This is a genomic window from Streptomyces sp. NPDC049954 (assembly GCF_040656295.1).
In the GTDB taxonomy this organism is placed as follows: domain Bacteria; phylum Actinomycetota; class Actinomycetes; order Streptomycetales; family Streptomycetaceae; genus Streptomyces.
This window is the reverse complement of sequence record NZ_JBFALS010000019.1, coordinates 76,868-102,123: the sequence shown is the minus strand read 5'-3', so window position 1 is coordinate 102,123 and position 25,256 is coordinate 76,868. Positions and strand designations below refer to the sequence as shown.

19 protein-coding genes are annotated in these 25,256 nt (G+C 71.2%); 12 read left to right on the top strand and 7 right to left on the bottom strand.

The genetic code is table 11. The features are described from left to right. Positions 1-31: 31 nt before the first annotated feature. Positions 32-628, top strand: a complete 597-nt coding sequence (locus AB0J21_RS30665) for a helix-turn-helix domain-containing protein (RefSeq protein WP_363149423.1) — start codon at positions 32-34, stop codon at positions 626-628. Next, positions 625-1,941 carry an MFS transporter gene (locus tag AB0J21_RS30660; RefSeq protein WP_363149422.1) on the top strand — a complete coding sequence of 439 codons (1,317 nt, stop codon included), beginning with the start codon at positions 625-627 and terminating at the stop codon, positions 1,939-1,941. The genes AB0J21_RS30665 and AB0J21_RS30660 overlap by 4 nt, the downstream gene beginning before the upstream one ends. Before the next feature lie 180 nt (positions 1,942-2,121). Here the strand turns inward: AB0J21_RS30660 and AB0J21_RS30655 are convergent, their stop codons facing one another. Further along, positions 2,122-2,724, bottom strand: coding sequence for a TetR/AcrR family transcriptional regulator (locus AB0J21_RS30655; protein ID WP_363149421.1), 603 nt, complete (start codon positions 2,722-2,724; stop codon positions 2,122-2,124). A gap of 72 nt (positions 2,725-2,796) precedes the next feature. On the opposite strand from AB0J21_RS30655, the gene AB0J21_RS30650 reads away from it, so the two are divergent. Then, the gene (locus tag AB0J21_RS30650; RefSeq protein ID WP_363149420.1) at positions 2,797-3,618 is read left to right on the top strand and encodes a class I SAM-dependent methyltransferase; all 822 of its coding nucleotides are present in this window, start codon (positions 2,797-2,799) and stop codon (positions 3,616-3,618) included. 238 nt (positions 3,619-3,856) lie between these two features. Here AB0J21_RS30650 and AB0J21_RS30645 read toward each other — a convergent pair whose 3' ends face one another. The 4 genes from AB0J21_RS30645 to AB0J21_RS30630 form a co-directional block, all read right to left on the bottom strand. Further along, complete coding sequence (locus tag AB0J21_RS30645) at positions 3,857-4,051, bottom strand: hypothetical protein (protein WP_363149419.1); 195 nt, start codon at positions 4,049-4,051, stop codon at positions 3,857-3,859. A 136-nt stretch (positions 4,052-4,187) separates the two neighbouring features. Beyond that, on the bottom strand, positions 4,188-4,634 hold the full coding sequence (locus AB0J21_RS30640; protein ID WP_363149418.1) for a VOC family protein: 447 nt from the start codon (positions 4,632-4,634) through the stop codon (positions 4,188-4,190). Positions 4,635-4,774: 140 nt separating this feature from the next. Then, on the bottom strand, positions 4,775-5,638 hold the full coding sequence (locus AB0J21_RS30635; protein WP_363149417.1) for an alpha/beta hydrolase: 864 nt from the start codon (positions 5,636-5,638) through the stop codon (positions 4,775-4,777). 375 nt (positions 5,639-6,013) lie between these two features. Further along, positions 6,014-6,613, bottom strand: a complete 600-nt coding sequence (locus tag AB0J21_RS30630) for a helix-turn-helix domain-containing protein (RefSeq protein ID WP_363149416.1) — start codon at positions 6,611-6,613, stop codon at positions 6,014-6,016. Between the two features lie 70 nt (positions 6,614-6,683). Between AB0J21_RS30630 and AB0J21_RS30625 the strand changes: the two genes are divergently transcribed. Together AB0J21_RS30625 and AB0J21_RS30620 are read left to right on the top strand one after the other, a co-directional pair. Then, positions 6,684-7,577, top strand: coding sequence for an NADP-dependent oxidoreductase (locus AB0J21_RS30625; RefSeq protein WP_363149415.1), 894 nt, complete (start codon positions 6,684-6,686; stop codon positions 7,575-7,577). Positions 7,578-7,779: 202 nt separating this feature from the next. After that, positions 7,780-7,971: an alpha/beta hydrolase gene (locus AB0J21_RS30620; RefSeq protein ID WP_363149414.1), complete on the top strand. Its 192-nt coding sequence runs from the start codon at positions 7,780-7,782 to the stop codon at positions 7,969-7,971. Positions 7,972-8,079: 108 nt separating this feature from the next. On the opposite strand, the gene AB0J21_RS30615 is transcribed toward AB0J21_RS30620, so the two are convergent. Continuing rightward, positions 8,080-11,391, bottom strand: coding sequence for a right-handed parallel beta-helix repeat-containing protein (locus AB0J21_RS30615; RefSeq protein WP_363149413.1), 3,312 nt, complete (start codon positions 11,389-11,391; stop codon positions 8,080-8,082). A 193-nt stretch (positions 11,392-11,584) separates the two neighbouring features. On the opposite strand from AB0J21_RS30615, the gene AB0J21_RS30610 reads away from it, so the two are divergent. Next, positions 11,585-12,766 carry a S8 family serine peptidase gene (locus AB0J21_RS30610; protein ID WP_363149412.1) on the top strand — a complete coding sequence of 394 codons (1,182 nt, stop codon included), beginning with the start codon at positions 11,585-11,587 and terminating at the stop codon, positions 12,764-12,766. Between the two features lie 102 nt (positions 12,767-12,868). Here the strand turns inward: AB0J21_RS30610 and eccCa are convergent, their stop codons facing one another. Continuing rightward, entirely contained in the window at positions 12,869-16,786 is a 3,918-nt protein-coding gene (gene eccCa / locus AB0J21_RS30605; RefSeq protein ID WP_363149411.1) for a type VII secretion protein EccCa, read from the bottom strand. A gap of 345 nt (positions 16,787-17,131) precedes the next feature. On the opposite strand from eccCa, the gene eccD reads away from it, so the two are divergent. From eccD to AB0J21_RS30575, 6 genes are all read left to right on the top strand, one after another. Further along, the gene (gene eccD, locus AB0J21_RS30600) at positions 17,132-18,532 is read left to right on the top strand and encodes a type VII secretion integral membrane protein EccD (RefSeq protein WP_363149410.1); all 1,401 of its coding nucleotides are present in this window, start codon (positions 17,132-17,134) and stop codon (positions 18,530-18,532) included. A 15-nt stretch (positions 18,533-18,547) separates the two neighbouring features. After that, positions 18,548-20,080, top strand: coding sequence for a type VII secretion protein EccB (gene eccB / locus AB0J21_RS30595; protein WP_363149409.1), 1,533 nt, complete (start codon positions 18,548-18,550; stop codon positions 20,078-20,080). Between the two features lie 191 nt (positions 20,081-20,271). Beyond that, complete coding sequence (locus tag AB0J21_RS30590; protein ID WP_363149408.1) at positions 20,272-20,607, top strand: hypothetical protein; 336 nt, start codon at positions 20,272-20,274, stop codon at positions 20,605-20,607. 88 nt (positions 20,608-20,695) lie between these two features. Continuing rightward, positions 20,696-21,019 (top strand): WXG100 family type VII secretion target, encoded by a 324-nt coding sequence (locus AB0J21_RS30585; protein ID WP_363149407.1) that lies wholly within the window; start codon positions 20,696-20,698, stop codon positions 21,017-21,019. 120 nt (positions 21,020-21,139) lie between these two features. Beyond that, positions 21,140-21,664 carry a type VII secretion system-associated protein gene (locus AB0J21_RS30580; RefSeq protein ID WP_363149406.1) on the top strand — a complete coding sequence of 175 codons (525 nt, stop codon included), beginning with the start codon at positions 21,140-21,142 and terminating at the stop codon, positions 21,662-21,664. Positions 21,665-21,781: 117 nt separating this feature from the next. Beyond that, the gene (locus AB0J21_RS30575) at positions 21,782-25,192 is read left to right on the top strand and encodes an AAWKG family protein (protein WP_363149405.1); all 3,411 of its coding nucleotides are present in this window, start codon (positions 21,782-21,784) and stop codon (positions 25,190-25,192) included. The last annotated feature ends 64 nt before the right edge of the window (positions 25,193-25,256 follow it).

Sequence of the window (25,256 nt, the reverse complement as noted above, 5' to 3'; positions counted from 1 at the left end):
CTCATATTATGTGAGAGGACACTCTCACATCATGGACGGGAACCGGCTGGGCGATATCGAGATCACCGATCCGCGGGCGATGCGGGCGTTGGCACATCCGGTGAGACTGGCGATCCTCGACCGCCTCCAGCGGCACGGGCCGGCGACGGCCACGGAACTCGCGCCCGATGTGGGCGCGACCCCCTCGGTGACCAGTTGGCATCTACGGCACCTGGCGGGTTTCGGCCTCGTCCGGGACGCCGAGGCCGGGACGGACCGTCGGCAACGGCGGTGGGAGGCGGCAGCGCGTGGTTTCCGCTTCGAGGCACCGGAGGACGAGGAGGGCAGGTCGGCCGCGCGGGCGCTGACCCGGGAGATGTTCGCGCGCTACGGAGAGCTGCCGGGCAGGTGGGCGGCCGAAGTCGAACCCGGCCTGGACCCGGTGTGGCAGAAAGCTGCCGGTCTGGCCCACACCCGGGTGATCGTCTCGGCGGAGGAACTCGCGGCGATCCAGGACGAGATCGAGCGGGTGATCGCGCCCTACGTGACCCGCGCCGCTGCCGAACGTCCGGCCGGAAGCCGCGGCGTCCGACTACTTCGTTACGTCCTGCCCGAGCAGGACGAGGAACAGGCCGGCGGGGACCGGTGAGCACCCCGGGGGCGGGCGGCCCGATATCCCTGTGGCGTGACCGGCGCTTCCGCCGCTTCTGGGCGGGACAGTCGATCTCGGAGTTCGGCGACCGGATCACGGAACTGGCGATGCCGTTGATCGCCGTGACAGCGCTGAGCGCCTCGGCCAACCAGGTGGCGTGGCTGACCGCGCTCATCTGGACCCCGAATCTGCTCGCGATCATTCTGGGGGCCTGGGTCGAGCGGCGGGACCACAAACGCCGCCTGATGGTGTTCGCTGACCTGACACGCGCAGCGGTGTTGCTCAGCCTGCCCGTGGCGTACCTGCTCGACGCGGTGAGCCTCGGTCAGTTGTACGCGGTGGCGGTGTTGACCGGCACGGCGGCGGTGCTGTTCAACACCGCCTATCCGCCCTTCTTCGTTCAGCTCGTGCCCCGCTCGTCCTACGTCGAGGCGAACAGCAGGCTCAGTGCCAGCCGGTCGGTGTCGCACGTCGCCGGCCCGGCGGTCGGCGGCGGCCTCGTCCAGGCGTTGACGGCGCCCGTCGCTGTCGTCGTCGACGCCCTGTCGTACGTGGCGTCCGCGTTTCTGATAGGGCGGATCCCGCTCGGCGAATCGCCCGGCGGCACCGAGCCGGCAGCGGTTCCCTCACTGCTACGACGGGCCCGGGAGGGAATGGCATTCGTCGGGCGCCACCCGGTCCTGCGTGCCGGGCTCTGCTGCGCGACGACGGTCAACTTCTTCACCTTCGTCGCAGGCGACGGGCTGACGGTCCTGTTCGCCAACCGCGTCCTGGGGCTGTCCGCCGGAGTCATCGGGCTGACTCTGGGGGTCGGTTCGACCGGCGCCCTTCTCGGTGCCGTCATCGCCCCGAGGCTGTCGCGGCGTATCGGTGTGGGGCGCAGCGTCGCCATAGGAGCCGTGCTGTTCCCGGCGCCGATCGCGATCGCAGCCGGCGCGGGAGGTCCGCTCTGGGCCCGCGCCGGGGCACTGGCCGCTGCGCAATTCCTCTCCGGAGTCGGTGTCATGCTCTTCGACGTCAACCTCAACTCCCTTCAGACCAGCGTGATCCCCGACGGCATGCGCAGCCGCGTGGCAGGCGCGTTCACCACCGTCAACTACGGCATACGTCCTGTCGGTGCCGTCATCGGCGGCCTGCTCGCCACCGCCGTGGGCCTGCGGACGACCCTGCTCATCGGTGCCGCCGGGGGAACGCTGTCGCTGCTCTGGCTCCTGTCCTCGCCGATACCGCGCATCCGCTCCCTGGCTTCGGACGGCGTGGCCACGACATGCGGCGACGGTGAGGCGGACAAGCCCTCGCTGCCTTGCTGACCGTTGATCGGTCCGGAGGCCGAGCGCGAGCGGACCGTCCGACGAAGAGACGGAGAACGACCGGCGCCACTTCGAGCCCTCCCCCGAGGCGATCGGCTGGCTCAGCCGCCTGCCCGCGCCCGGCGACAGCCGGCGCCGAAGCTTCTTCTCGGGCGGATCGTTGCGGACCGCACGTCGGGGTCAGCGTGGCCGACGTTGCACGACGTCGGCGAGCACCGTGGCCACCAGCTTGTGGACGGTTGCCGTGGCCGGTGGGTCCGGGTCACGGTCCGCGAACAGGAGATGCCCGCCGCCGACCAAGGAGAGGGTGAGTGAGTCGATGTCGGCGTCGGCCGCGATACGGCCCGTGGCGCGCTCGTCGGCCAGGTAGGCGGAAACCGCGGTCGCGACCTGGGCCAGGATCGCGATGCCGCCCCCGGGCCTGGCCTGCCGCAGCCGCGCGCGCAACTCGTCCCGGAAGGTGATGAGCGGGATGATCGCCAGGGGGACCGGTCCGAACAGGGTGGTCAGCGCGCCGGTGAGGTTGTCGGCCACGGTGCCGGTGCCAACGGCTTCGCGCAGCGCGTGCGCCTGGGTCTCCAGCCGTGCGGCCCGGTCGAGCACGAGCTCGGTGAGGAACGTGTCGAAGTCGGTGAAGTGCCGGTGCAGGACACCTTTGGCACAGGCGGCCTCGTCGGTGACAGCCCGGCTGGTCAGCCCCTCGGGGCCGTCCCGCAGCAGCACGCGCTCGGCGGCGTCGAACAGCTGCTGCCGCGCGTCGCGAAGGTGTACCCCGGTCGGCACGTACAGATCCTCTCGTAGGCCGGGCTCCTGGCACCCGTTGGCAGGTGGGCATTCGCCCATTAAAGTGAACGCATGCCCACTCTACCGCGAGAGCAGCCCGAACCGGCGCAACCGCATCTGGCCCGGCAGACGGCCGAATCGTTCGGCGAGGACGCGCAACGCTACGACCAGGCCCGGCCCGCCTACCCCGATGAACTGGTGGCGCGCATCGTCGCCGGGAGCCCGGGACCCGACGTTCTCGACGTCGGCTGCGGCACCGGCATCGCGGCCCGCCAGTTCAGGGCCGCCGGCTGCGCCGTGCTCGGCATCGAGCCGGACGCACGGATGGCCGACCTCGCGCAGGCCCGCGGTCTGCATGTCGAGACGACGACCTTCGAGGCCTGGGAGCCGGCCGGGCGGGCGTTCGACACATTGATCGCCGCCCAGTCGTGGCACTGGGTGGACCCGGCTGTCGGCGCCGCGAAGGCGGCCCGGGTGCTGCGCCCCAACGGGCGGCTGGCGATCTTCGGGCACGTATTCGAACCGCCTGCCGAGGTGGCCGAGCCGTTCGCGGCCGCTTACCGAAAGCTGGCGCCCGACGCCCCGTTCAGCAAGCAGGCGGCCCGCCGCCCGCTGGAGACGTACCGAGCGGGGTACGCCGGGATCGCCGACAAGATCCGCGCGACCGAACTGTTCAACACCCCCGAACAGTGGCGATTCGACTGGGAGCGGTCCTACACGCGCGAGCAGTGGCTGGACCTGCTCCCCACCACCGGCGGCCTCACCCAGCTCCGCCCCGATCAACGGGCCGGGATACTGGGCGCGGTCGGCAACGCCATCGAGGCACTGGGAGGCCGCTTCACGATGCGCTACACCACCCTGGCGACCAGCGCCGTACGCGTCGACACCCCCTGATCCCCGGCCACACGCAGTCGCCCCCGGCACGTCGGCCGGCCCCCCAGGAAGGCCACCCAGGACGACCCCGTGGAACCGGACCGCGGGTCAACCGCACCGCGCACCCGAGCCGGTCGCGGGTTCGCCCCTCCGGTTCGGCCAGCGGGCCGATCCGCATCGTCCAAGGAGGGCCCGCTCCGGCCGGAGGGGGACGATCGCACCCGGCGGGACCGGGACCGGGACCGCCGGGTGCGAGGTGTCAGAGCCCCAGATCCAGGGCCAGGCAGGAGAAGTGGTTCCACGAGGCCTCCGGGTTGTACCGGCTACTCGCACCGTCGCCGGGCGTGGCCACCTCGGCTTCCGTCATGTCCTCGAAGCGGATCCGATCCGGCAGCGCGCCGAACCTGGCGTGACGTACCGCCGCGGCGTTGTCGATGGTTCCTTCAGTGTTCACCGTGAGCCTCCGCTCCTTCGGTGGCGGGCCCTGCCGCCCGTTCGATGACACCAGCATGTACCCGGATTCGTCACCTGTCAAGGCAGTGACGTAACGAGGTGTGCGGCGCCATGTCCGGCGACGCGCGGGGTTCTGGTCAGCGGCCGGGCGCTCGTTCGGTGACTTCCTGGAGGAGCCAGCCGTTACCGTCGGGGTCCGAGAAGGAGGCGAAGGACCCGTAACTGGCTCGCTCCGGGTGCGGGCCGGGTACCCGGTGGGACTCCCCGGCGTGGTGGAAGACGCCGGTCTCGTCCTGGAAGGGGCCGGAGACGTCGACGCCGAGACGGGTGAGTTCCTCGTGGGCCTTCACGATGTCGCCGGCGATCAGATGGAGGCCCTGGAGCGTGCCCGCGTCGGCGTCTGTGAGGCCGTCACCGAAGATGACCGAGCACGCGGAGCCGGGAGGTGTCACCTGGACGATCCGGTAACCGTCCTGGACGGCGAAGTCGGCGTCGAGCCGGAAGCCGTGTTTCCGCGTGTGGAAGGCCTTCGCGCGATCGACGTCGGACACGGGCACCACGACGGCTTCGAGCTTCATGTCCATGCGGGTGGCCGCTCTTCCTGCCGGTGGATGAGGGGAGTTGGGGCAGGCGACCGGGATACGGCGGTGGGCCGGGCACCGTGCGAACCGGGTGGAACCCCGCTCGCCGTACCCCGGGCCGGCGGTGCGGGGAGGGGAACGGGTCAGCGAGTGGCGCGCGCGGCCTGTTCGATGACCTGGGCGACGCGGCGGGGGTGCGAGACGGCGACGGAGTGGGAGGCGGCGATCTCGGTGGTGTGGGCGTGGGCGCGCTGGGCCATGTACCGCTGGACGGCCAAGGGGATGTTGAGGTCCTGAGTGGTGACGACGTCCCAGGTGGGCTTGTTCTTCCAGGCGGCGCTGGTGGCCTTCTCCTCAAGGGCCGACTGGGCGATGGGGCGCTGGGTGGCGGCGGCGAGGGCGGCCTGCGCCGCGGGGACGTCGGCGGCGAACTGGTGGCGGAACTTGTCCTGCTGGATGTAGAGATCGGTGCCGGTGGTGCCGTCAGGGAGGGTGTAGGGGGCCGGATCGAGGGCGTCGGGAAGGGTCGAACCGGGGTACTTGTCGGTGAGTTCCAGGGCGCTTTCCCCCGGAGCGGGCAGGAACGCGGCGACGTAGACGAGAGCCTTCACCTGGGGGTCGCCGGTGACGGCCTCACTGATGACGTTGCCGCCGTAGGAGTGGCCGACGACGACCTTGGGGCCCTTGACGTGGCCGAGGACGCTGCGCAGGGCGGCGGCGTCCTGCGCGGGACCGCGCAGCGGGTTGGCGGCCGCCACGACCGGATAGCCGTCCGCCCGCAGGACCTCGACCACTCCGTTCCAGCTGGAGGCATCCGCGAACGCGCCGTGCTCCAGCACGATCGTGGGCCTGGACTCCCGGCCCGCCTCCTTCGCCTGCCCCTGCCCCTGCTGCGCACCGCTCGCGGATCCCACGAGGGAGAAGGCGCCCAGCGCGACACCTGCCGTCACCGTCGACAGGGCCCCCAGGACCAACCGACGCTTGCGCACACCCTTGATACTGACCACGAGGAAACACCTTTCGAAAGACACGAAGACACGGACACGAGGACACGAGGGCACGGGGTTCCGTGCTCGGTGCCTCACTCTGTCCCGCGAGCGGGTGCGCACACATCCGTCACATGACGGTCCGGCAGAACCGGTAAGCGGCTCGACGGTCAGAGGCCGCACACCTCGGGCGCGCGACCAGGACCTCGCCGGTCAGCGCCCCCTCTCAGGGCCCCTGCCCCGCCGTCTGCCGGGCTACGGAAACTCGATTCGCTCCGCGCCAGGCGCCTGGCGGCCTAAGCCATTCGACTCTCAGTGCCTGCGGGGGCGGACCGCGGGCACGATGTTCGGCGAACTGGACCGTCCTTCGGCCGAGGCTTCTGCCTGTCCACGTGTCTAGGCGTCGACGTCTCCGGTGGAGAGGGCCGGTGCGGCCTCCCAGGCGGCCTCGATCATCCGGAAGATCTCGTCCACCGCGGCTTCGGGATCGTCCGCCTCACGGGCCAGTGAGAAGGCGTCGATCACGAAGCCCGCGATCGCCCGGCAGGCAGTGGTGGTCGGTGAGAGGCCGGGATCGGCGGCGACGGCCGCGGCCAGCGACTCCGCGTGGCGCAGCCTCATCGACTTCTCGTACCCGCGCAGGGCGGGCGACGTGTCGATCATGTGCCAGACCGGGGCGGCGCCGTCCGCCGTGCAGTGCCGCACCAGGGCGTGGATCTCGCGGCGCAGCGCGGGGATGAGCGGCTCGTGCGGCGCCCGGTCGCTGACCGCCCGGGTGAGGCGCTGCTCGAAGTCCTCGTCCTGCTCGAACACCAGGGCCTCTTTCGAGGCGAAGTGGGAGAAGAGCGTGGTGACAGCCACGTCGGCCTCGGCGGCCACTTCACGGATACCCACCGCGTCGTACCCGCGTTCCAGGAAGAGCCGCAGGGCGGTGTCGGCGATCTTCTGGCGGGTCGCGGCCTTCTTGCGCTCACGGCGCCCGGACGGCACGGTCATGCCCTGACACTACCAGGCAGGAAACTGCAACTGTTCCAAAACGCTAACCGTTAGTGCTACGGTCCGCCGCATGAAGAAAGTGAGCTTCGCCGAGTTCGGCGGTCCCGACGTTCTGCGCCTCATCGATGCCGAGGAGCCCCACGCGGGCCCCGGTCAGGTACGTGTCGCCGTGCGGGCGGCGGGGGTGAACCCCGTCGACTGGAGGGTCCGTGAAGGCCAGGTCCTCGCGGCCCATCCGCTTCAACTGCCCGCCGGAGTAGGGCTGGACGCCGCCGGGGTGGTGGACGAGGTCGGCGCGGGCGTCGAGGGCGTCGAGGCCGGCGACCGGGTGTTCGGTGAGGGCTCCAGCACGTACGCCGAGTTCGCCGTGTTGTCGGCCTGGGCCCTGATGCCCGAGGGCCTGACGTTCGAAGAGGCCGCCGGGTACCCCTCCGTCGTGGAGACCGCGCTGCGCCTGCTTCGCGAGGTCGGTGTGCGGTCCGGGGAGACGCTGCTGGTCAGCGGTGCGTCCGGAGGGGTCGGTTCGGCGGTGCTGCAGATCGCCCGCGACCGGGGCATCACGGTGATCGGCACCGCCGGGGCCGCGAACCAGGACTATGTGCGCGGCCTGGGCGCCCTCGCCACGACGTACGGGGAGGGCTGGACGGAGCGGGTACGGCGGCTCGGCCGGGTCGACGCGGCTCTCGACCTGGCCGGTTCGGGCGTGATCCGCGAACTCGTCGAGCTGACCGGGGACCCGGGCAAGGTCATCTCGATCGCCGATCTGGGCGCGCCGGAACTCGGCGTCCGGTTCTCCGGCGTGGCCGGGAGCGTGCCGGACGCCCTGGCCGAGGCCGCCGGTCTCATCTCGCGGGGAAGACTGCACATCCCGGTCGAGAAGGCGTACCCGCTCGCCGAGGCCGCGGCGGCACACGTCGACAGCCGGGCGGGTCATACGCGCGGGCGCCGGGTCATGATCGTCTGAGCCCTCGCGGGCCCGACTGCTGACCCTGCTCTCTTCCGCGGCAGGGGGTCTCGTGGTGCTGATGCGGACAGGGCGGCGCCGGTCGGCCTGCCCGTCACCTCGCCGCTTACCCGGTCACGTCCCGCGCCGTGCGTCCGGCGTGGCCGTCCCCTCGCCCGTACGGCCGGGGCGGGCCGACCACTGGAGGAGGAACCGGAGCCTGATGGTCGTCGGGCGCGAGGCGGTGACCTCCTGGATGAGCGTGGAGGCGTTCCGGAGCGCCCGCTCCCCCAAGGAACTCCACTGGATCGACGGCGCCGGTCACGTCGACCTCTACGACAAGGAGCCGTACGTCGGCCCCGCCGTCGAGAAGCTGACCTGCTTCTTCCGGTCGGGGCTGAGCGCCGACGCGTAGCCGCCCGGACGAGGCCTGCCTCACGGGCCGGCGACGGATCGACGTCGGCCGCCCCTTCGGTCGCGCCGTGACACCGAGGACCGCGCCACGGTGGTCGGGCCCGTCACGTCATCCCGTCGGCTGCCGTGCGGCGGCCGGTAGGTCTTCGGGGAGGAGAAGTTGCAGGTCCTCCAGGCCCGGGGCCGTCATCGCGCCGATACGGCGGGCCTGGTGGGTCATCATGGCTTCCAGGATCTGGCGGGAGGTGCGGGCGTTGCCGAAGGAGCGGTCGCGCGGGAGGGTGTCCACGTAGGCGCGCAGGTGTTCCAGGGTGTCGGGTGCGCAGTTGTAGCCCGATACCGAGGCGTAGCCGCTCATGATCTCGACCAGTTCGTCGGTGCTGTAGTTGGCGAACTCGACGGTGCGGGCGAAGCGCGAGGCGAGGCCCGGGTTCGAGCCGAGGAAGCGGCCCATCTCCTCGGTGTAGCCGGCGACGATGACGACCATCTCGTCGCGGTGGTCCTCCATGAGTTTCAGCAGCGTGTCGACGGCCTCCCGGCCGAAGTCGGAACCGCCGCCCTCGGGCGTCAGGGTGTATGCCTCATCGATGAACAGGACGCCGCCCAGGGCCCGTTCGAAGGCCTCCTTGGTGAGCTGCGCGGTGTGTCCGACGTAGCGGCCCACCAGGTCGGCGCGGGCCACTTCGACCAGCTGGCCGGTGGACAGCACGCCCAGGGAGTGCAGCAGGCCGGCGTAGAGGCGGGCGACCGTCGTCTTGCCGGTGCCGGGCGGGCCCGAGAAGACCAGGTGATGGCCGATCCGGGGTGCGGGCAGGCCGGCCGCCCGTCGTTGCCGGGACGCGGAGAGGAGGTTGACGAGGTCGGTCACCTCGCGCTTGGCGGCGTGCAGCCCCGTCATGGCTTCGAGTTCGGCCAGCAGGCCGGCCGAGCTGGGGGCGGCCGGGCCGCTGCCCGCCGAGACGTCCGCGACGTCCTCGGGCAGCAACAGGGAGAGGTCGGACTCGGCGGGGTTCTCCGTCGAGCCGAGACGGAACGCCTGCCGGTCCACCATCTCCTCGAAGACCTGGCGGGCGGCGCGGCCGTTGCCGAACCCGGCGTCGCGCGGCATCCGTTCGTAGTGCGTGGCGAGGGCGTCGAGGGTGCGCGGGTCGAGTTCGTAGCGGTGGGTCTCGCACATGTTCTCCGTGATGGTCACCAGTTCCTCGACGGAGTAGTTGGCGAACTCGACCACACGGGTGAAGCGGGAGGCGAGGCCCGGGTTGGACGAGAGGAAGGTGGTCATGTCGTCGGTGTATCCGGCGACGATGACCACGACGTCCTCGCGGTGGTCCTCCATGAGTTTCAGCAGCGTGTCGATGGCTTCCCGGCCGAAGTCGGCGCCGGAGCCCTTGCCGTCGGACAGCAGGGTGTAGGCCTCGTCGACGAACAGGACTCCGCCCAGGGCTTCCTGGAAGGCCTCGGTGGTCTTGATGGCCGTACCGCCGATGACCTGGGCGACGAGGTCGGCCCGGGACACCTCGATCAGGTGCCCGGAGCGCAGCACGCCGAGTTCGGCGAGGATGCCACCGTACAGGCGGGCGACGGTGGTCTTGCCGGTGCCGGGCGGGCCCGAGAAGACGAGGTGGCGGCTCATGGGCGGGGCCGGCATGCCGAGGCTGGCGCGGCGCTGGGTGAGCTGGTTGAGGTTGACCAGGGTGTGCACCTGGCGTTTGACGTCGGCGAGGCCGACGAGCGCCTCCAGCTCGGCCAGGGGGCCCACCGGTCGCTTGTCCCGACCGGCGGGGCCGGTGCCCTCGGCGGCGAGGCCGACGGCGTTCTCGCCCCAGGCGTCGGGCGTGGCGTTGCCGCTGGAGTCGAGCCGCTCGACGGTGAGGCGTTCACCGGCGCGGGTCTGTTTCAGTCCGGCGCCCCGGTTGTCGCGGACGACGCAGTCGGTGAGGGTGACCTGCTCCGAGCTGTCGACGCGGATGCCGTCCCCGACGCTGCCCGTGAGGCGGCAGCCGGTGAGTTGGGCGCGGCCGCCGTTGCCGACGAGCATGCCGTGCGCCGTCGACTCGTTCACGTGGACGCGGTCGGCGCGCAGTTCACCGCCGCTCTCCACGTGGAGCCCCGCGGCGCCGCTTGAGCGGATCTCGGTGTCGCGCACGGTGACTCTGCCGTCGGTGCCGACCCAGACTCCGGCCTGGGCGGTCGAGTTGAGGACCGTGTCGCCGAGGTCGGGGGCGCCGCCGGTCATGGCGCGGACGCCGGCGCCACCGGCGCGCTCGACCGCGCAGCCCTCCAGACGGCCCCGGCCGTTCTCCGCCACCTCCACAGCGTGGCCGCCCGCCCCTTCGAGCCGGGCGCGGCGCAGCAGGGGGTTGGCGCCGGTGCGGATCGCGATGCCGACGCCGGCCGCGTCCGTCACCACCAGGCGGTCGAACTCGGCGCAGGAGTCCTCGGCCAGCAGGACGGCCGCCGCACGGTCCGCGCAGTCGCGTACGACGGTGTCGGTGAGCAGGGGCGCGCTGTTGCCGCCGACGCGGATCGCGGACGCGGTGGAGCTGTCGAACCGGCAGTCGTGAAAGGTGCCCCGGGATCGTTCGGTGACGGCCAGGCCGTTGCCCTGGGTGCGTGAGGTGCCGCAGCGCGTCAGTTCCGGGTCGGTGCCCGAGGCGAGGACGATGCCGGGCCCGGTGGTGTCGGTGACCGTGACCTCCTCCAGTACGGGGCGGGCGGCGCTGGTCACGTAGACCCCGACGGAGGTGTCGTGCACGGTGGTGCGTACCACGCGGGTGGCGCACCTGCCCTCCAGGGCGATGGCGGGCTTCTCGGTCGCGGAGATGTCGCAGCCCTCGATCCGGCCCTGCGCCTCGCCGTTGGCGAGGATGCCGTTGCCGCGCGCGTCACGTATGCGGCAGTCGCGTACGGAGGTGCGGGCCTGTTCGCCGAGGACGACGGCGGAGGTGCCCAGGTGTTCGATGACGCAGTCGGCGACGACGCTGCCGGTGGGCGCGGTGTCCACGACGCCCGCGCCCTCCGGGTTGGAGACGCGGCAGTCCCGCACGGCGAGCGAGCCGCTCTCGCGGGCGAGCAGCGCCGTCCAGCCGGAGCCGACGACGGTGCAGCCCTCCATGGCGACCTGGCCGCGCGGGGCGTCGACCACCGGGAGGTCCTCGCTGCCGCCGCGCAGCGACAGGTCGGTGAGCATGACGGCGTCCGCGACGAGGACGACGGCGGTGCCGCGCGGCGGGCAGATCTCGACGCTGCCGGGCTCTCCGTCGGCGACGATCGTCAGCCGGGTCCTGACGGTGAGGTTCTCGCGGTATCGGCCCGGTGCCACCCGGACGACGGCCCCCGCGCGTGCTTTCGCCAGGGCCTCCCCTATCGTCCGGAAGCCGTCCGCCTGGTGCGGACCGACCCTGAGCAACTGCCGTGACACGCTGGGACCTCCTCCTTGTCGTGCCTGCCGGGCCCCGGTGACCTGGGCGGGGAGCCGAGGCGGCGGCTCCCCTGGACACGCACGCAACGCAGGCTACGGGAACGCGGCAGCCGATAGCCAGGTCCCTCGGACGAGTGAGGCCGTGCGAACTGCACGTACGAGGAGCGAACTTGTCCCGCGTATCATGCGCCCCATGCGACGCGCTCCCTCTCACCGTCACCCGGCGGCGCGGACGGTGGCCGCCGCCCTGCTGGCCACGGCTCCGCTCGCCGCGGCGGCGCCCGCGGCCGCCGACTCGGTCGAACTGCCCTCCGTCTCCACCGTGCTTGCCGATGACGCGCCGTGCGTCAAGGCCTCGGCCAACAAGGCCGCGGACGCGCCCTGGAGCCGTCAGGCCCTGGGCCTGAGCCGTACGTGGAAGCTGAGCGAGGGCGCGGGCGTGACCGTCGCCGTGGTGGACACCGGCGTGGGTACGGACATCCCCGCGCTGTCCGGCAGGGTCACCGCGGCCGGTGACGGCGGCACGGACTGCGTGGGCCACGGCAGTTTCGCGGCCGGGCTCATCGCCGCCGCGCCGCAGGAGGACTCCGGGGTGTCCGGGGTCGCCCCCGGGGCCCGTGTCCTGGGGGTGCGCGGCACGGACACGCGCGGAGCGACCACGGCGGCGCGGCTCGCCGCGGGCATCCGCACCGCCGCCGACGAGGGCGCGGGCGTCATCTACGTGGGGCGGGCGCTGGGCACCGGCAAGGCGGAGCTGACGGAGGCCGTGGCGTACGCCTCGAAGTCCGACGCGCTGGTCGTCGCGCCCGTCGCACCCGACACGCTGCCCAAGGACGCCACGGGGAAGCCCGGCGAGCCCCTGCCGTGGTACTGGCCGGCCTCCGCGCCCGGGGTGCTCTCCGTAGTCGACTACGGCCCCAAGGGGCTGCGGCCCGAGGGGGCGCCGGCGGTGGGTGGGGCCGACCTCTCGGCGCCGGGGGACTCGCTCGTCAGCGTCGGCCCGGAGGGAGCGGGGCACTACTTCGGCTCGGGTTCCTCGTTCGCCGCCGCGCACGTCGCGGGCGCGGCGGCCCTCGTCCGGGCGCGGCACCCGGAGATGACCGCGGTTCAGGTGTCCCGGCAGCTCACCGAGACGGCCTACCCCTCGGACACGCCCCGGCTCGACCCGTACGCGGCTGTGACGGCGCTGCTCTCCGGCGAGCGGGGCGCGCCGCCGAGCCCCGGACCGGCCCGCGTCGTCGCGGCGGCGCCCGCCGCGCCGCGCGAGCGCGCGCTGGTCCTGGCGGGCGTGGGCGGCGGGCTGGTGTTGCTGGTGGCCGCCGCGGCCGTGGTGATCCCGCGGGGCAGGGCGCGGGGCTGGCGGCCCCCCTCGTAGGCCGCGCCCCGGCCCCGATCGCGAACGGGGCCGCTGCGGCCGGGGGCGCGTGCCACCGCTGTACGTGTCCCGGCCGTGCGCGCGCCCCTGCCACTGCGGCCGCTACTCGTCCATCAGCGCCGTCTGCACCTGCGTCGTCCTGCGGCGCGCTATGCGGGTGGCGCGTCCGGGGGTGAGGATGCGGCCCTTGACGTTGCCGAGGATGTAGCCCTCCGAGGGCGGGCAGGACAGCAGCAGACTCGGGGTGTTGACCTCTTGCAGGCGCCGCATCAGGTGTTCGCCCAGACCGCGGCCCGCGCCCGCGGCGGCCCGCGCGACGACCAGATGCAGCCCGACCTCGTAGCCGAGGGCCAGGTTGGGCAGGAGCGGGTCGAACGGGGTGTTCCCGATGCCCGTGCCGACCATGTCGTAGTCGTCGACGAGGATGAACAGCCGGGGCCCCGACCACCAGTCGCACAGCCGCATCCGGGACGGGGTGATGTCGGGGCCGGGCACGCGGGCGCGGACCGCGCGGGCGGCACCGTCGATGAGGTCCTTGAGGGCGTCGATGGAGACCGCGTGCCCGAGCCGGTAGGTGTCGGGGATGGCCTCCACGAGGTCCCGGCGGTAGTCCACCACCATGATCCGGGCCTCCGCGGGGGTGTAGCGGTCCATGATGGCCTTGGCCGTCAGCCGCAGCATGTTGGTCTTGCCGCTCTCGGTGTCGCCCACGACGATCATGTGCGGGCTCTCGCCGAAGTCGTGCCAGACCGTCGACAGCCCGTTCTCCTCCAGGCCGATCGGCATCCGGAAGTCGCCCTCGGGGGCGGGTAGCGTCGAGGCGGGCAGCAGCGTCGGCAGCATCCGCACCTGGGGCGTCGGGCCGTGCGGCCAGCTCTCCTTGATCGCGGACACGAGCCCGGAGACGCCGTCCGCGAGGTCCTCGGTGCTCTCCGTCCCGTCGATACGGGGAAGGGCCGCGAGGTAGTGCAGCTTGCCCTCGCGGGTCAGGCCGCGTCCTGGGAGCCGGGGCACGGTGGCCGCGCGGCGTACGTCGATCCCGGAGTCCATCGCGTCGCCCATCCGCAGTTCCAGATGGGTGGCCGCCTGGTCGCGCACGGTGGAGGACAGCTCCACCCAGCGGGCGGTGGTGGCGATGAGGTGGACGCCGTAGTTGAGGCCGCGCGCAGCGATGGCGTTGAACGTCTGGATGTGGCGGTCGAAGTCCTGGCGGACCGTGGACCAGCCGTCGATGACGAGGAACACGTCGCCGTAGTGCTGGTCGGCGAACTCCCCCGCCGCCCGGCGGCGCCGGAAGGAGGGCATGGAGTCGATGCCGTGGTCGAGGAAGAACTTCTCCCGCCCGGCGAGCAGTTCACTGATCTCGGCGATCGTGCGGCCCACCCGCTCGGTGTCCAGCCGGGCCGCTACCCCCGCCGTGTGCGGCAGCTCGGCGAGCGAGGCCAGGGTGCCGCCGCCGAAGTCGAGGCAGAAGAACTGCACCTCGCGCGGGGTGTGGGTCAGGGCCAGCGAGGTGAGGATCGTCCGTACCAGGGTGCTCTTGCCGCTCTGCGGGCCACCGGCGACGGCCACGTGGCCGCCGACCCCCGACAGGTCGATCGTCAGGAGGTCGCGCAGCTGCTCGAAGGGCTTGTCGACGATCCCGATGGGCACCGTCAGCCGTCCGCGTCCCGGCCAGCCGACCGTGGTCAGCCCCAGCTCCGGGTCGGGGGTGAGCGGCGGCAGTACCTGGTCGAGGGTCGCGGGCAGGTCAAGCGGCGGCAGCCACACCTGGTGCGCCGGGGGGCCCGAGTCGCGCAGCCGGTCCATGGCGACGGACAGCAGGGTGTTCCCGGACTCCTCGGGCTCCGCGACGGGCTCGGGCTCCGGCACGTCGGGCAGGACACGCGGCACGACGTACCCGGAGGTCCACGGGACGGTCTGGCTGGCGGCCCGGGCCTGGGTCTGGCTGGTGTCGCGTTCCTGGTACGGGCCGGACACGTAGGCGGCGCGGAAACGGGTCAGCGCCTCCACCCCGGACTTGAGGTAGCCGCTGCCGGGCTGGGAGGGGAGCTGGTAGGCGTCGGGGACGCCGAGCACGCCGCGGCTCTCCATGGCGGAGAAGGTGCGCAGGCCGATGCGGTAGGAGAGGTGGCTCTCCAACTGGTGCATGCGACCCTCGTCCAGCCGCTGCGAGGCGAGCAGCAGGTGAACACCGAGGCTGCGCCCCAGGCGCCCGATCATCACGAAGAGTTCCATGAACTCACGGTGCGCGGCGAGCAGTTCACTGAACTCGTCGACGACCACGAAGAGGCTGGGCAGCGGTTCGAGCGGTGTGCCCGCCGCCCGTGCCTTCTCGTAGTCGAGGGCCGAGGTGTAGTTGCCCGCGGAGCGCAGCAGCTCCTGTCGGCGCATCAGTTCACCGTGCAGGGCGTCCTGCATACGGGAGACCAGGGCCGCCTCGCCCGCCAGGTTGGTGATGACGGCGGAGGTGTGCGGCAGCTCGTCGAGGCCGAGGAAGGTGGCGCCGCCCTTGAAGTCGACGAGGACGAGGTTGAGGGTCTCGGAGGAGTTGGCGAGGGCGAGGGCGAGGACCAGGGTGCGCAGCAGTTCGCTCTTCCCGGAACCGGTGGCGCCGATGAGCATGCCGTGCGGGCCGGTTCCGCCCTGGGCCGACTCCTTGATGTCCAGTTCGACGGGGCTGCCGTCGGCGCCGACCGCGATGGGGACACGCAGCCGGGCGCTGCCCGTGTTGCGCTGCCACAGCGTGGCCGGGTCGTGCCGGTACAGGTCGGGTATCCCGAGCAGTGAGGTCAGCTCCAGGTTCGTGGACAGCGGTTCCGAGGACTCGGCGCCCATCCCCATGCGGTACGGGGCGACCCGCTTGGCCAGTGCGGTGGCGCCCGTGGGACCGAAGCGGTCGGGGCGGCCGAGCCGTACCGTCTGCTCCTTGCGTTCGCGGTCGGTGCGGACGAGGGAGAAGTCGTCCTCGGTCACGTCGAACCGGAGCGTGACCCGGCCCGGCCGCCAGTTCAGGGCGCCGCTCAGGTCGAGGACGACGGCGTTGCGGAAGCCGGCGGAGTCGAGCCGGTGGCCCTTCGGGACGCTGCCGCCGTCCACGACGATCACGGTGAAGGGTTCCTCGCGCCCGGCGACCGCCTCGGGGTCGAAGGCGGGGCGTTCGAGGAACTCGGCGCCGAGCAGGTCCTCCAGTTCGTTGAAGGCCGACACGCACATCCGGGCCGGGCCGGCGCCGTCGTTCTCCTGGGGATGCAGGTTGTGCGGGAGCCATTTGACCCACTCCCAGTCGGCCCGCCGCTCGTCGGACACGCACAGGGCCACCCAGAGGTCGTCGGGGGCGTGGAAGGTGGCCAGCTGGCAGATCATGGCGCGGGCGACGGACCTGACGCGCTCCTCGTCGCCGCGGAACAGGACCCGGGCCCAGGCCCGCAGGTAGATCGCGATGGGCTGCTCGGGGACGGTGGAGTAGGCGCGGATGAAGCTGCGCAGCGCGTGGGCGGACAGCGGCTCCAGGTCCTCGACGGGAGTGGTGGCCTTGGGGGTGAGCCGCAATCCCAGTTTCTGCTCGCCGACGGCGACCCGCACCTCGCCGAAGTCCTCGTCCTGCGGGCGTCGTTCCCACAGCCGGGTGGTGCCCACCACGGACCACAGGGCGGCGGGCGCCGGGTGGCGCCAGGCCAGCGCGCGCTGCTGGTCGGACACGGCGGTGCGGACCTTGCGCCGAATTTGGGTCAGGTAGCGCAGGTAGTCGCGGCGTTCCCCCTTCAGGCGCTGTTTGCGCTCGCTGGTCTTGCGCATCATCTGGCCGACCATCATGGCGCCGGAGGCGAACACCATCATGCCGACGGCCAGGTACATGAAGTGGCTGCCACTGGCCTTGTTCATACCGGGTCGCATGAACATCAGCATCATGGAGACCGACATCAGCGCCATGGGGAGATATGTCCACACGGCGGAGCTGTCCGGCACCACCTCCGGCAGGGCGGGCGGCTCCTGAAGGCTGAGTTCGCCCTCCGGCATGTCCGGTCCACGGCGTCGGGCCGGCCGGCGGAACAGCGTCACACTCAACGAACGGTCTCCTCACGGGCAACACTGCGCGGGAAATGGTCAATTTCCCGCTTCCGAACGGGCAAGTGACTGTGCAACACCGGCACCCCTGGCCTAAATCTGTCAGCCCAGTACACCAGTTCACCTTCGCACGCAGTAGTGTGCACGCAGGTCGGAGGGTGCGTGGGCGGTTCGGGCGCACACTGTTCCCGCGCATGGCGTCGCCGCTCCGGCCGAGTTCGAAGTCCCTGACAGCCACCGGTCCGCACGCGGGCCGGAGCCGTCAGGGATCCGTCCGCAGAAGCGTGAGCGAGCACGATGACTGACACTCAGACAGCCGGTGTGTGCCGCCTGACCGTCCGCGCACCGGCCAGGACCCTCGACCTGGCGGTGCCCTCCGACGTTCCCGTCGCGGACCTGCTGCCCGCGGTGCTCGGCTACGGCGGCGACGATCTCGGCGAGGCCGGGCTCGACCACGACGGCTGGGTGCTCCAGCGCCTCGGCGCGGAGCCGATGGACGAGGAGCGCAGCCTCGACTCCTACGACCTGCGTGACGGCGAGACCCTCTATCTCAGGCCGCGCACCGAAGCGCTGCCCGAGGTGCACCTCGACGATCTGGTCCACGGCATCTCCACCACGATGCGCTCCCGCCCCTGGGGCTGGTCGCCGCACGCCGGAAAACTGCTGCTGCGCGGCCTCGCGGTGTTCACCCTGTTCGGCGGGCTGACCGTGTTCGTCCTGCCCGGCGGCTCCGCGGTGCTGAACGCCGTGTGCGCCGCCGCGACCGGCCTGCTGCTGATCGCGGGCGCCGGATCGGCGAGCCGCGCGGTCGGCGACGCGGGAGCGGGCGCGGCCCTGGGCGTCATGGCGGCCCCCTACCTCGCGCTCGCCGGATGGCTGCTGCCCGGCGGCGAGCTGAGCGGACCGCACGTGCACGAGCTGGTGGGCGCCCGGCTGCTCGCGGCCTGCGCCGTGGGCGCGGGCGCCGCGATCGTGGCGCTCGCCGCGGTCGCCGCGTACGCCGCGCTCTTCCTGGCCGTCGCCGTCTTCTCCGTGCTGGGGGCGGTGGCCGGCGCCCTGATGCTCGTCGCCGACCTGGCACCGCACCAGGTCGCCGGGGTCGTCGCGGTGGTCGCCGTCGTCCTCGGCGCCTTCGTGCCCTCACTGTCGTTCCGGATGGCCGGGCTGCGCATGCCGCCCCTGCCGACCAACGCGCAGCAGCTCCAGGAGGGCATCGAGCCGCACCCCACGGCCGCCGTCGCCGCGCGGACGGGGCTCGCGGACGGCTGGATGAGCAGCCTTTACGCGGCGGTCGGCGCGGTCTGCGCCGTGTGCCTCGCCGTCCTCGCCCTCTACGGGGGCCTGGCCGAGGTGATCACGGTGGTGACGCTGTCGTTCCTGCTCATGCTGCACGGGCGGGGCCTCGGCAACGCCTGGCAGCGGCTCTCGCTGGTCCTGCCCGGTGCGGGCGCCCCGCTTCTGCTGATCGTGGTCGCCACGCACTCGTACACCCCCGGGGGCCGCCCGCTCGTCGTCGCCGCACTGCTCGCCGTCACGGCCGGGGTCGCCATCGCCTCCTGGACGGTGCCGGGCCGCAGGATCGTGCCGTACTGGGGGCGGGCCGCCGAGGTGCTGCACACCTTGACGGCGGTCGCCCTGCTGCCACTCGTGCTGTGGGTGCTCGGCGTGTACAGCGCCCTGCGCGGCCTGAACGCCTGAGGAGGGGACGTATCCGTGCAGTCCAAGAGCGATCAGGTCCAGGCGCACCTGTTCATCATGGGGCGGCTGACCTCCGGGATGCTGCGCGCCGACCCGGACGCCCCGGAGAGCCCCCAGGGGCGGACCAACCGCGGTGTGGTGATCGGCGTCCTGATCGCCGTCCTCATCTGCGCGGGCTCCTTCGTGTTCGGTCTCATCAAGCCCGGCACGAAGAGTTCCTGGCGCGATCCGGGCACCCTCGTGGTCAACAAGGACACCGGTGCCCGCTACCTCTACCTGGGCGAACGGCTGCGCCCGGTGCGCAACTTCACCTCGGCGCGGCTGCTCGTGGGCGAGGAGCTGAAGGTCATGACAGTCGGCGGCGCCTCGCTGAAGGGCACCGCGCACGGCGCTCCGGTCGGCATCGCCGGAGCGCCCGACGACCCGCCGGACAGCGGCTCCCTGAACAGCGGCCCGTGGGCCGTCTGCTCCGGATCGACCACGGGGTCCACCGGGACCACGCTCGCGGTGGGCACGGACGCCGGCGGGCGGGGCCTGGAGAAGGGCCAGGGCCTGCTGGTGTCAGGACCCGACAAGGGCGCGTACCTGGTCTGGCAGGGGCGCAAGTTCCTGCTGGACGAGAAGGCGCACGCGGCCGAGGCCCTGGGCTACGCCGCGGACAAGCCCTTGCCGGTATCGGCCGCGTTCCTCAACGCGTTGCCGTCGGGGCCCGATCTGGCGCCCCCCGCGGTGCCGGGCCGCGGCAAGGCGGGGCCGGAGCTGGGCGGGCGACCGACCAGGGTCGGCGAGGTCTTCGAGGTCGCGGCCTCGGGGGCCGGGGCCCGCTACTACCTGCTGAGCGAACAGGGCCTCACCCGGGTCACGGCCACCGGTGCCGCCCTGGTGCTCGGTGACGAGGCCACCAGGAAAGAGGCCTACGCGGGCGGCACGGTGGCCGCTCGGAGCCTGGGCAGCGACGCGCTGAGCGGCCATCTCGCCCCGGACCCCGGTCTGAGCGCCCTCGCCAAGGAGCAGCCCGCCGCTCCGCCGGAGCCGGTGACCGTGGCGCCGGGACGCACTCCGTGCGCCGAGGTGCAGTCGGTGGCCACGGGAACGCGGGTGAGCGTGGGACTCGCCCTGCGGGCCGGCCTCGGCAGGGCCGCGCAGGCGTCGCCGGAGGGCCTCGTCCCCGCCTGTACGACGGTCAGCCGGATCACGGTCCCGCCGGGGGGCGGGGCGCTCGTCCACGCCCTCGGCGCGAACGGCGGCGAGGTGGGCGACACGCTCTACCTGGTGACGGACACCGGAGTGAAGTACCGGCTGCCCTCGGCGGATTCACTCAAGGCGCTCGGGTACACCGGGACGCGGGCCGAGGGGCTTCCCTCCTCCCTGCTGTCGATGCTTCCGACCGGCCCCGACCTGACGAGGAGCGCCGCGGCCACCGCGCGGTCCCGGTCGACGGCCCCTCGGTGCGAGGCGGCCGGTGACAAGCGGAGCGGGAAGACGGACCAGGGGTCGGGTGGGGGCCTGAAGGAGTCCGTGGGCCTGCGGACGGTTACGGCGGGATGAACGGTCACGCGAAGGAGGCGACAGATTTGTTTCGTTTTGTAGCCAATTGTCAGCGAGTATTGCCGATTGTAATGAAATCTGTTTAGTATCCGGGCGGATGGGCCAACTCGCTCTCCGTCCACCGCAATTGGTAGCGCAAGCCGCCGGCGCGTTCAGGGTCCGGCGGCGAACTCCAACCGAAGGGGTAGCCCATGGCAGGTATGCAGCAGTCGGAGGAACGCGCGACACGGAACGGCATCAGCGCCCTGGAGCAGGCGTTCACCGGCATCCAGAACAGCCGGCAGGACGTCGAGAGCACCAAGTGGAACATGGCGCAGACGCTGAAGGGCAGCGACGGAAAGGCCTACCAGGACCTGCTGGCGCAATGGGACGAACAGGCGGAGATCATCTCGCGCAATGTGCGCGACATGATCGACCAGCTCAACGAGACGCTCACCCAGCAGGGACTGACCCAGGGCTCCTCGCACGACTCGGTCGACCAGGCGTACCACCAGTCGGACGCCGTCTTCGACGCCCTCTCGGGCTGATGCCGCGCGCGCTCGCCCCGTCCGGCCGGCGCGAGGACCGGCCGGCCCTGTCGCACCTCCCCCGCACTCTCCGTGAAACGAGGCCCTCATGTCGGACGACTTCTCCGACGGATTCATCTACGTCAACTACGCGCACGCCGACAACGCGGCCGAGGACATGCGGCTCCAGACCCAGGCGATCGCCCGGACGCTCAGCAACCTGGAGATGGAGCTCCAGGAGCTGAAGCAGTCCTGGGAGGGCGACGACCGGGAGGCGTACGACGGCAAGCAGCGCGCCTGGGACCACGCCGTCCAGAAGATGGGCGATCTGCTCACGAGCCACGCGGGGCTGCTCAACGAGATCAAGAACGCCTACCAGAACAACGAGCGGAACCTCACGCAGGGCTGGGACGGCGTGCGGATAGGCCGCTGACCCGTGGACCGGACCGGGTGGCTGGCCGTGCGCAGGCGTACGCGGGCGGCCACCCGTTGTCCTGAGTGCCCCGATGTGCCCCGCGGTGTCGAGCGGGCCCGATGAAGGAAGGCCGAGACGATGGCGGAAGACCCCGGTAAACCCCCGCTGGTGATGGACAAGGCGTGGATCAAGAAGTTCCTGGACGTGGACATCGCGGACTTCCAGTCGGAGTTGAAGAAGATCCTCACGGACCGGGTTCCCGCGGACTTGGTAGCGACCATTCTCTCCGCCTTCACCACGGGATCCCTGGACGACGAGATCCCCACGGTGCGCTCCCTCCAGGAGGACGGCGAGAAGCCGGACTACGTGCTGTCCGGCTCCACGTGGCCGCTGGTCATCGGGAACATGGCGGGCAGCACCACAGTCCACGGCAAGGCCGTGACCGGTGGTGTGACCGGCATGGCCGCCACGCTCACCGGGATCCTGGAGGACCAGCAGACCCTTTTCGACGACATCGAGGAGAACCTGCGGGACGCCATGGACACCCTGTTCAAGGCGCAGGGCGACAGCCTGGACAAGGTCGACGGGGAGAAGCTGCTCGACGCCTTCGAGGACGTGGACGACGACCTGACCGGCGGGGAAAGCGAGGACGAGGACAGCTGAGGCCTCCCCGCCGTGGCACGTCCCCTCTCCCGCCACCGTGTCGCGGCCTTCCCCTCGCCCTCGCCGTAGCGCGCCCGCTTTCCTCGCACGACCGTCCCAGCCCGATGGAGTTCAGCCATGGCATCCGACAAGGACCACCCCCTCGCAGCGAACATCGATTCCTGGCGTGAGGCCGTCCTGCTCTTCACGGGCTACGACGCTCCGAAGATCGACACGGTCTTCGACAAGCTCGTCGGGAACGACGACATTCCGATGATGAAGGTGGAGATCACCAAGCAGAACACGGTGACCTACGTCGACCCCGAGGACTTCAACTGGATGTCGGAGAACGCCGGCTGGCGCATCGAGAACACCGACTTCATCATCCCGTTCTACGCGACGGGGAAGGGCAGCACCGACGCGAAGGAAGACGCGGCCGGCGACGACGTCTCCTACTACAAGGCCCGCATCACGCTGCTCGGTGACAAACAGGCCGGCGCGCCCCCCAAGGGCGGCGAGGTCCACGGCTACGAGGGCAAGAGCCGTTACGACAACGACTTCAAGAAGTCGGACGACGGGACCACGTGGGACACGAGGCCGGTGGACCAGTGGTCCTACGGGACGGGTAACGCCCTGCGGGCGCTGCTGGGCAGTCCCGAGGGGACGAAGGACTTCAGCTGGAGCGACATCCCCGTCCCTCCCGAAGGAGTGGTGAGTCTCGGATCCTTCGAGACGGTGGCTCAGGCCTTCGACCGGGTCCAGAAGTTCTTCGACAACCAGAAGGACGTGCTGAGCAACTGGCAGAACCTGGTCGGCACCGAGGAGAACGAACTGTGGAGAGGCCAGGCCGCAGGCGTCTTCTGGGACCTCATCCACCAGCTCAACCGGAAGTACGAACGCATCTCCAAGGACCTGACCAACACCTCGGGGAAGGGTTTCGGATCGAAGCAGGGCGCCGCGGTCCGGGCTGCGGGAGAGACGTTCCGCGCGGAGGCCCAGAAGCTCCTCAACGGCTGGGAGATCTGGCAGGAGGCGATGGGCAACCCCCTGCGCTGGCTGGTCGACCTGCTGGCCGAGATCAACCAGAGCAACTGGAACCTCAACATCTCGCAGATCGAGTACTCCTACGACTACGGGTACGACTCCTACTCCGAGAGCTACACCGCCTCCTCCCACTTCGATCAGCAGGCCAGGGACGCGTTCGGTCATCCCTACGGGTCGATGACCGAGGTCGGCACCTGGAAGGCGATCGGAGAGGCGGCGATACAGCGCTGGTGGAACGCCGCGTACCGGGACCTGGTCGAGCCGGCCGACCAGGCGATGAAGAACGTCGGCAACGCCTGGAGCAGCAGCAGCTTCGACCTCGGCAAGATCAGAAGCACCTCCGGGGACAGTCTGAAGACCTCGTACACCGAGGACAAGGCCGAACTGGAGAAGGAGGAGGCGGAGAAGAAGGCCGCCGCGGCCGAGGCCAAGGCGGAGGCCAAGGAGAAGGAACTGGAGGAGAAGGAGGCAGAGGCCGAGGCCAAGGCGGAAGCCAAGGAGAAGGAACTGGAGGCGAAACAGGCAGAGGCCGAGGCCAAGGCGGAAGCCAAGGAAAAGGAGCAGGAGGCGAAACAGGCCGCGCTGCTGGCCGCGCAGGAGAAGAAACAGGAGGAGGCCGAGGCCAGGGCGGAGGCGAGGGAGAAGGAGCAGGAGGCGAAACAGGCCGCTCTCCAGGCCGAGCAGGAGAAGAAACAGGCTGAGCAGGAAGCCAAACAGGAGGCCAAGGAGAACGAGCAGGAAGCCAAGCAGGCCGAACTGGAGGCCAAGCAGGAGGAGAAGCAGGCCCAGCAGGAAGCCAAACAGGAGCAGCTCCAGCAGGAACAGGAGAAGAAGCAGGCGGACCTTCAGGCCAAGCAGGAAGAGAAGCAGGCCGAACAGGAAGCCAGACAACAGGCGTACCAGCAGCAACAGCAGACTTTTCAGTTGCAGTCCATGAATCAGCAGAAGGCCGAGCAGCAGCAGGCCAAGAAGGAACAGGAGAAGAAACAGGCCGAACAGGAGGCCAAACAGGAGCAGCTCCAGCAGGAACAGCAGCAGAAACAGGCCGAGCAGGAGTCGAAACAAGAGGCCAAACAGGCCGAGGTGGAGGCCAAGCAGGAGGCGAAGGAGAAGGAGGCCGAGGCCAGGCAGCAGGAACAGCAGCAGAAGCAGGAGCAGCTCCAGCGGGAGCAGGAAGAGAAACAGCAGCAGCTTCAGGAGAAACAGGAACAGAGGCAGGAGGAACAGGAGAAGAAACAGGAGCAGGCTCAGGCCAAACAGCAGGAACTACAGGCGCAGCAGTCGGAGCGTCAGGAGCACGTCCAGCAGGAACAGCAGCAGAAACAGGAGCAGCTCCAGGCGCAGCAGTCCGACCGCCAGGAGCAACTCCAGCACGAACAGCAGCAGAGGCAGGACGAGTACCAGCAGAAGCAGCAGGAGTTCCAGGCGCAGCAGAGCAGGACGGGCGACCTGCTGAACGGCCACCAGAGCGGCTCGCTCAACGGCGGCGATCTGTCGCTGGGCCCGTCGGACTCGATCTCCGGGCCCGTCAACGGCGACGACTCACTGACCAACCCGGGCGGCAGCACCTCCCACCTGGACAGCCATGGTCGCGTCGTCACCGACTACCCGGACGGCAGCTCCACGAGGATCGATCCGACCACGCAGACCTCGTCGGTGACCAGGCCCGACGGGACCACCGTCTCGGGGCCGCTCAACGCGGGCGATGTGCTGGGCAACCCCGACGGGAGCGTCTCCCACCTCGACTCGCAGGGTCAGGTCGTCACCGAGTATCCCGACGGCAGCAGCACCAGCGTCGACCCGCACAGCGGAGCGACCTCGATCACCAGTCCCGACGGGACGACCACCACGGGGCACCTCAACGAGGGCGGCGTCCCGGGTGGTGGCCTGCCGCAGCAGGGGCCGGGGGGCGGCTACGCGGCCGGGGGCGGCGGGTCCGGCTCGCTCAACGGCGGCGTGGACCTGGGCTCGGGTCCGGGATACGGCTCGGACTACGGTTCCGGCCACTCCGGCTACGAGGAGGAGCTGTACGACGACACCCCGTACGACGGCACTCCGGTCAGTCTGTCCGGCGCCTCGGGCGGTGCCGCCGACGCGGCGACGGGCTCGGGGAGCGGCACGCCGCTGAACCCGGGTGGGATGCCGGGTGGAATGCCGGGCGGGATGCCCGGTGGCATGGCGGGCGGGCGCGGTGGCGGCGGTGGCGGACAGGGCTCCGGCGAGCGGGTCCGCAATGTGATCGACGGCGGTGACGTGGTCAGCAACCGACGGCGGCCCTCGAACCCACGTGGCAGGTCAGGGCCTTACGATGAGCGCGAAGCCGTGATCAACACCAGCGGCGGCAGCCCCTTCGTCCCGCCGATGGGAGCGGGCGGCGCGGGGGCCGGTGGGCCGGGCCGTCCCGAGACGGAGAGCGGTGACCGGACCCGCGACTCCTGGGTGGAGGAGGAAGAGGACGTCTGGGGAAGCGACGAGGGCGGCGCGCCGGCCGTGATCGGCCGATGAGGCCCGTACCCGCGCACGTGTCCCGGAGCGCAGTCGTACGCACAGGCGCGGCCGTCGGTTCGCC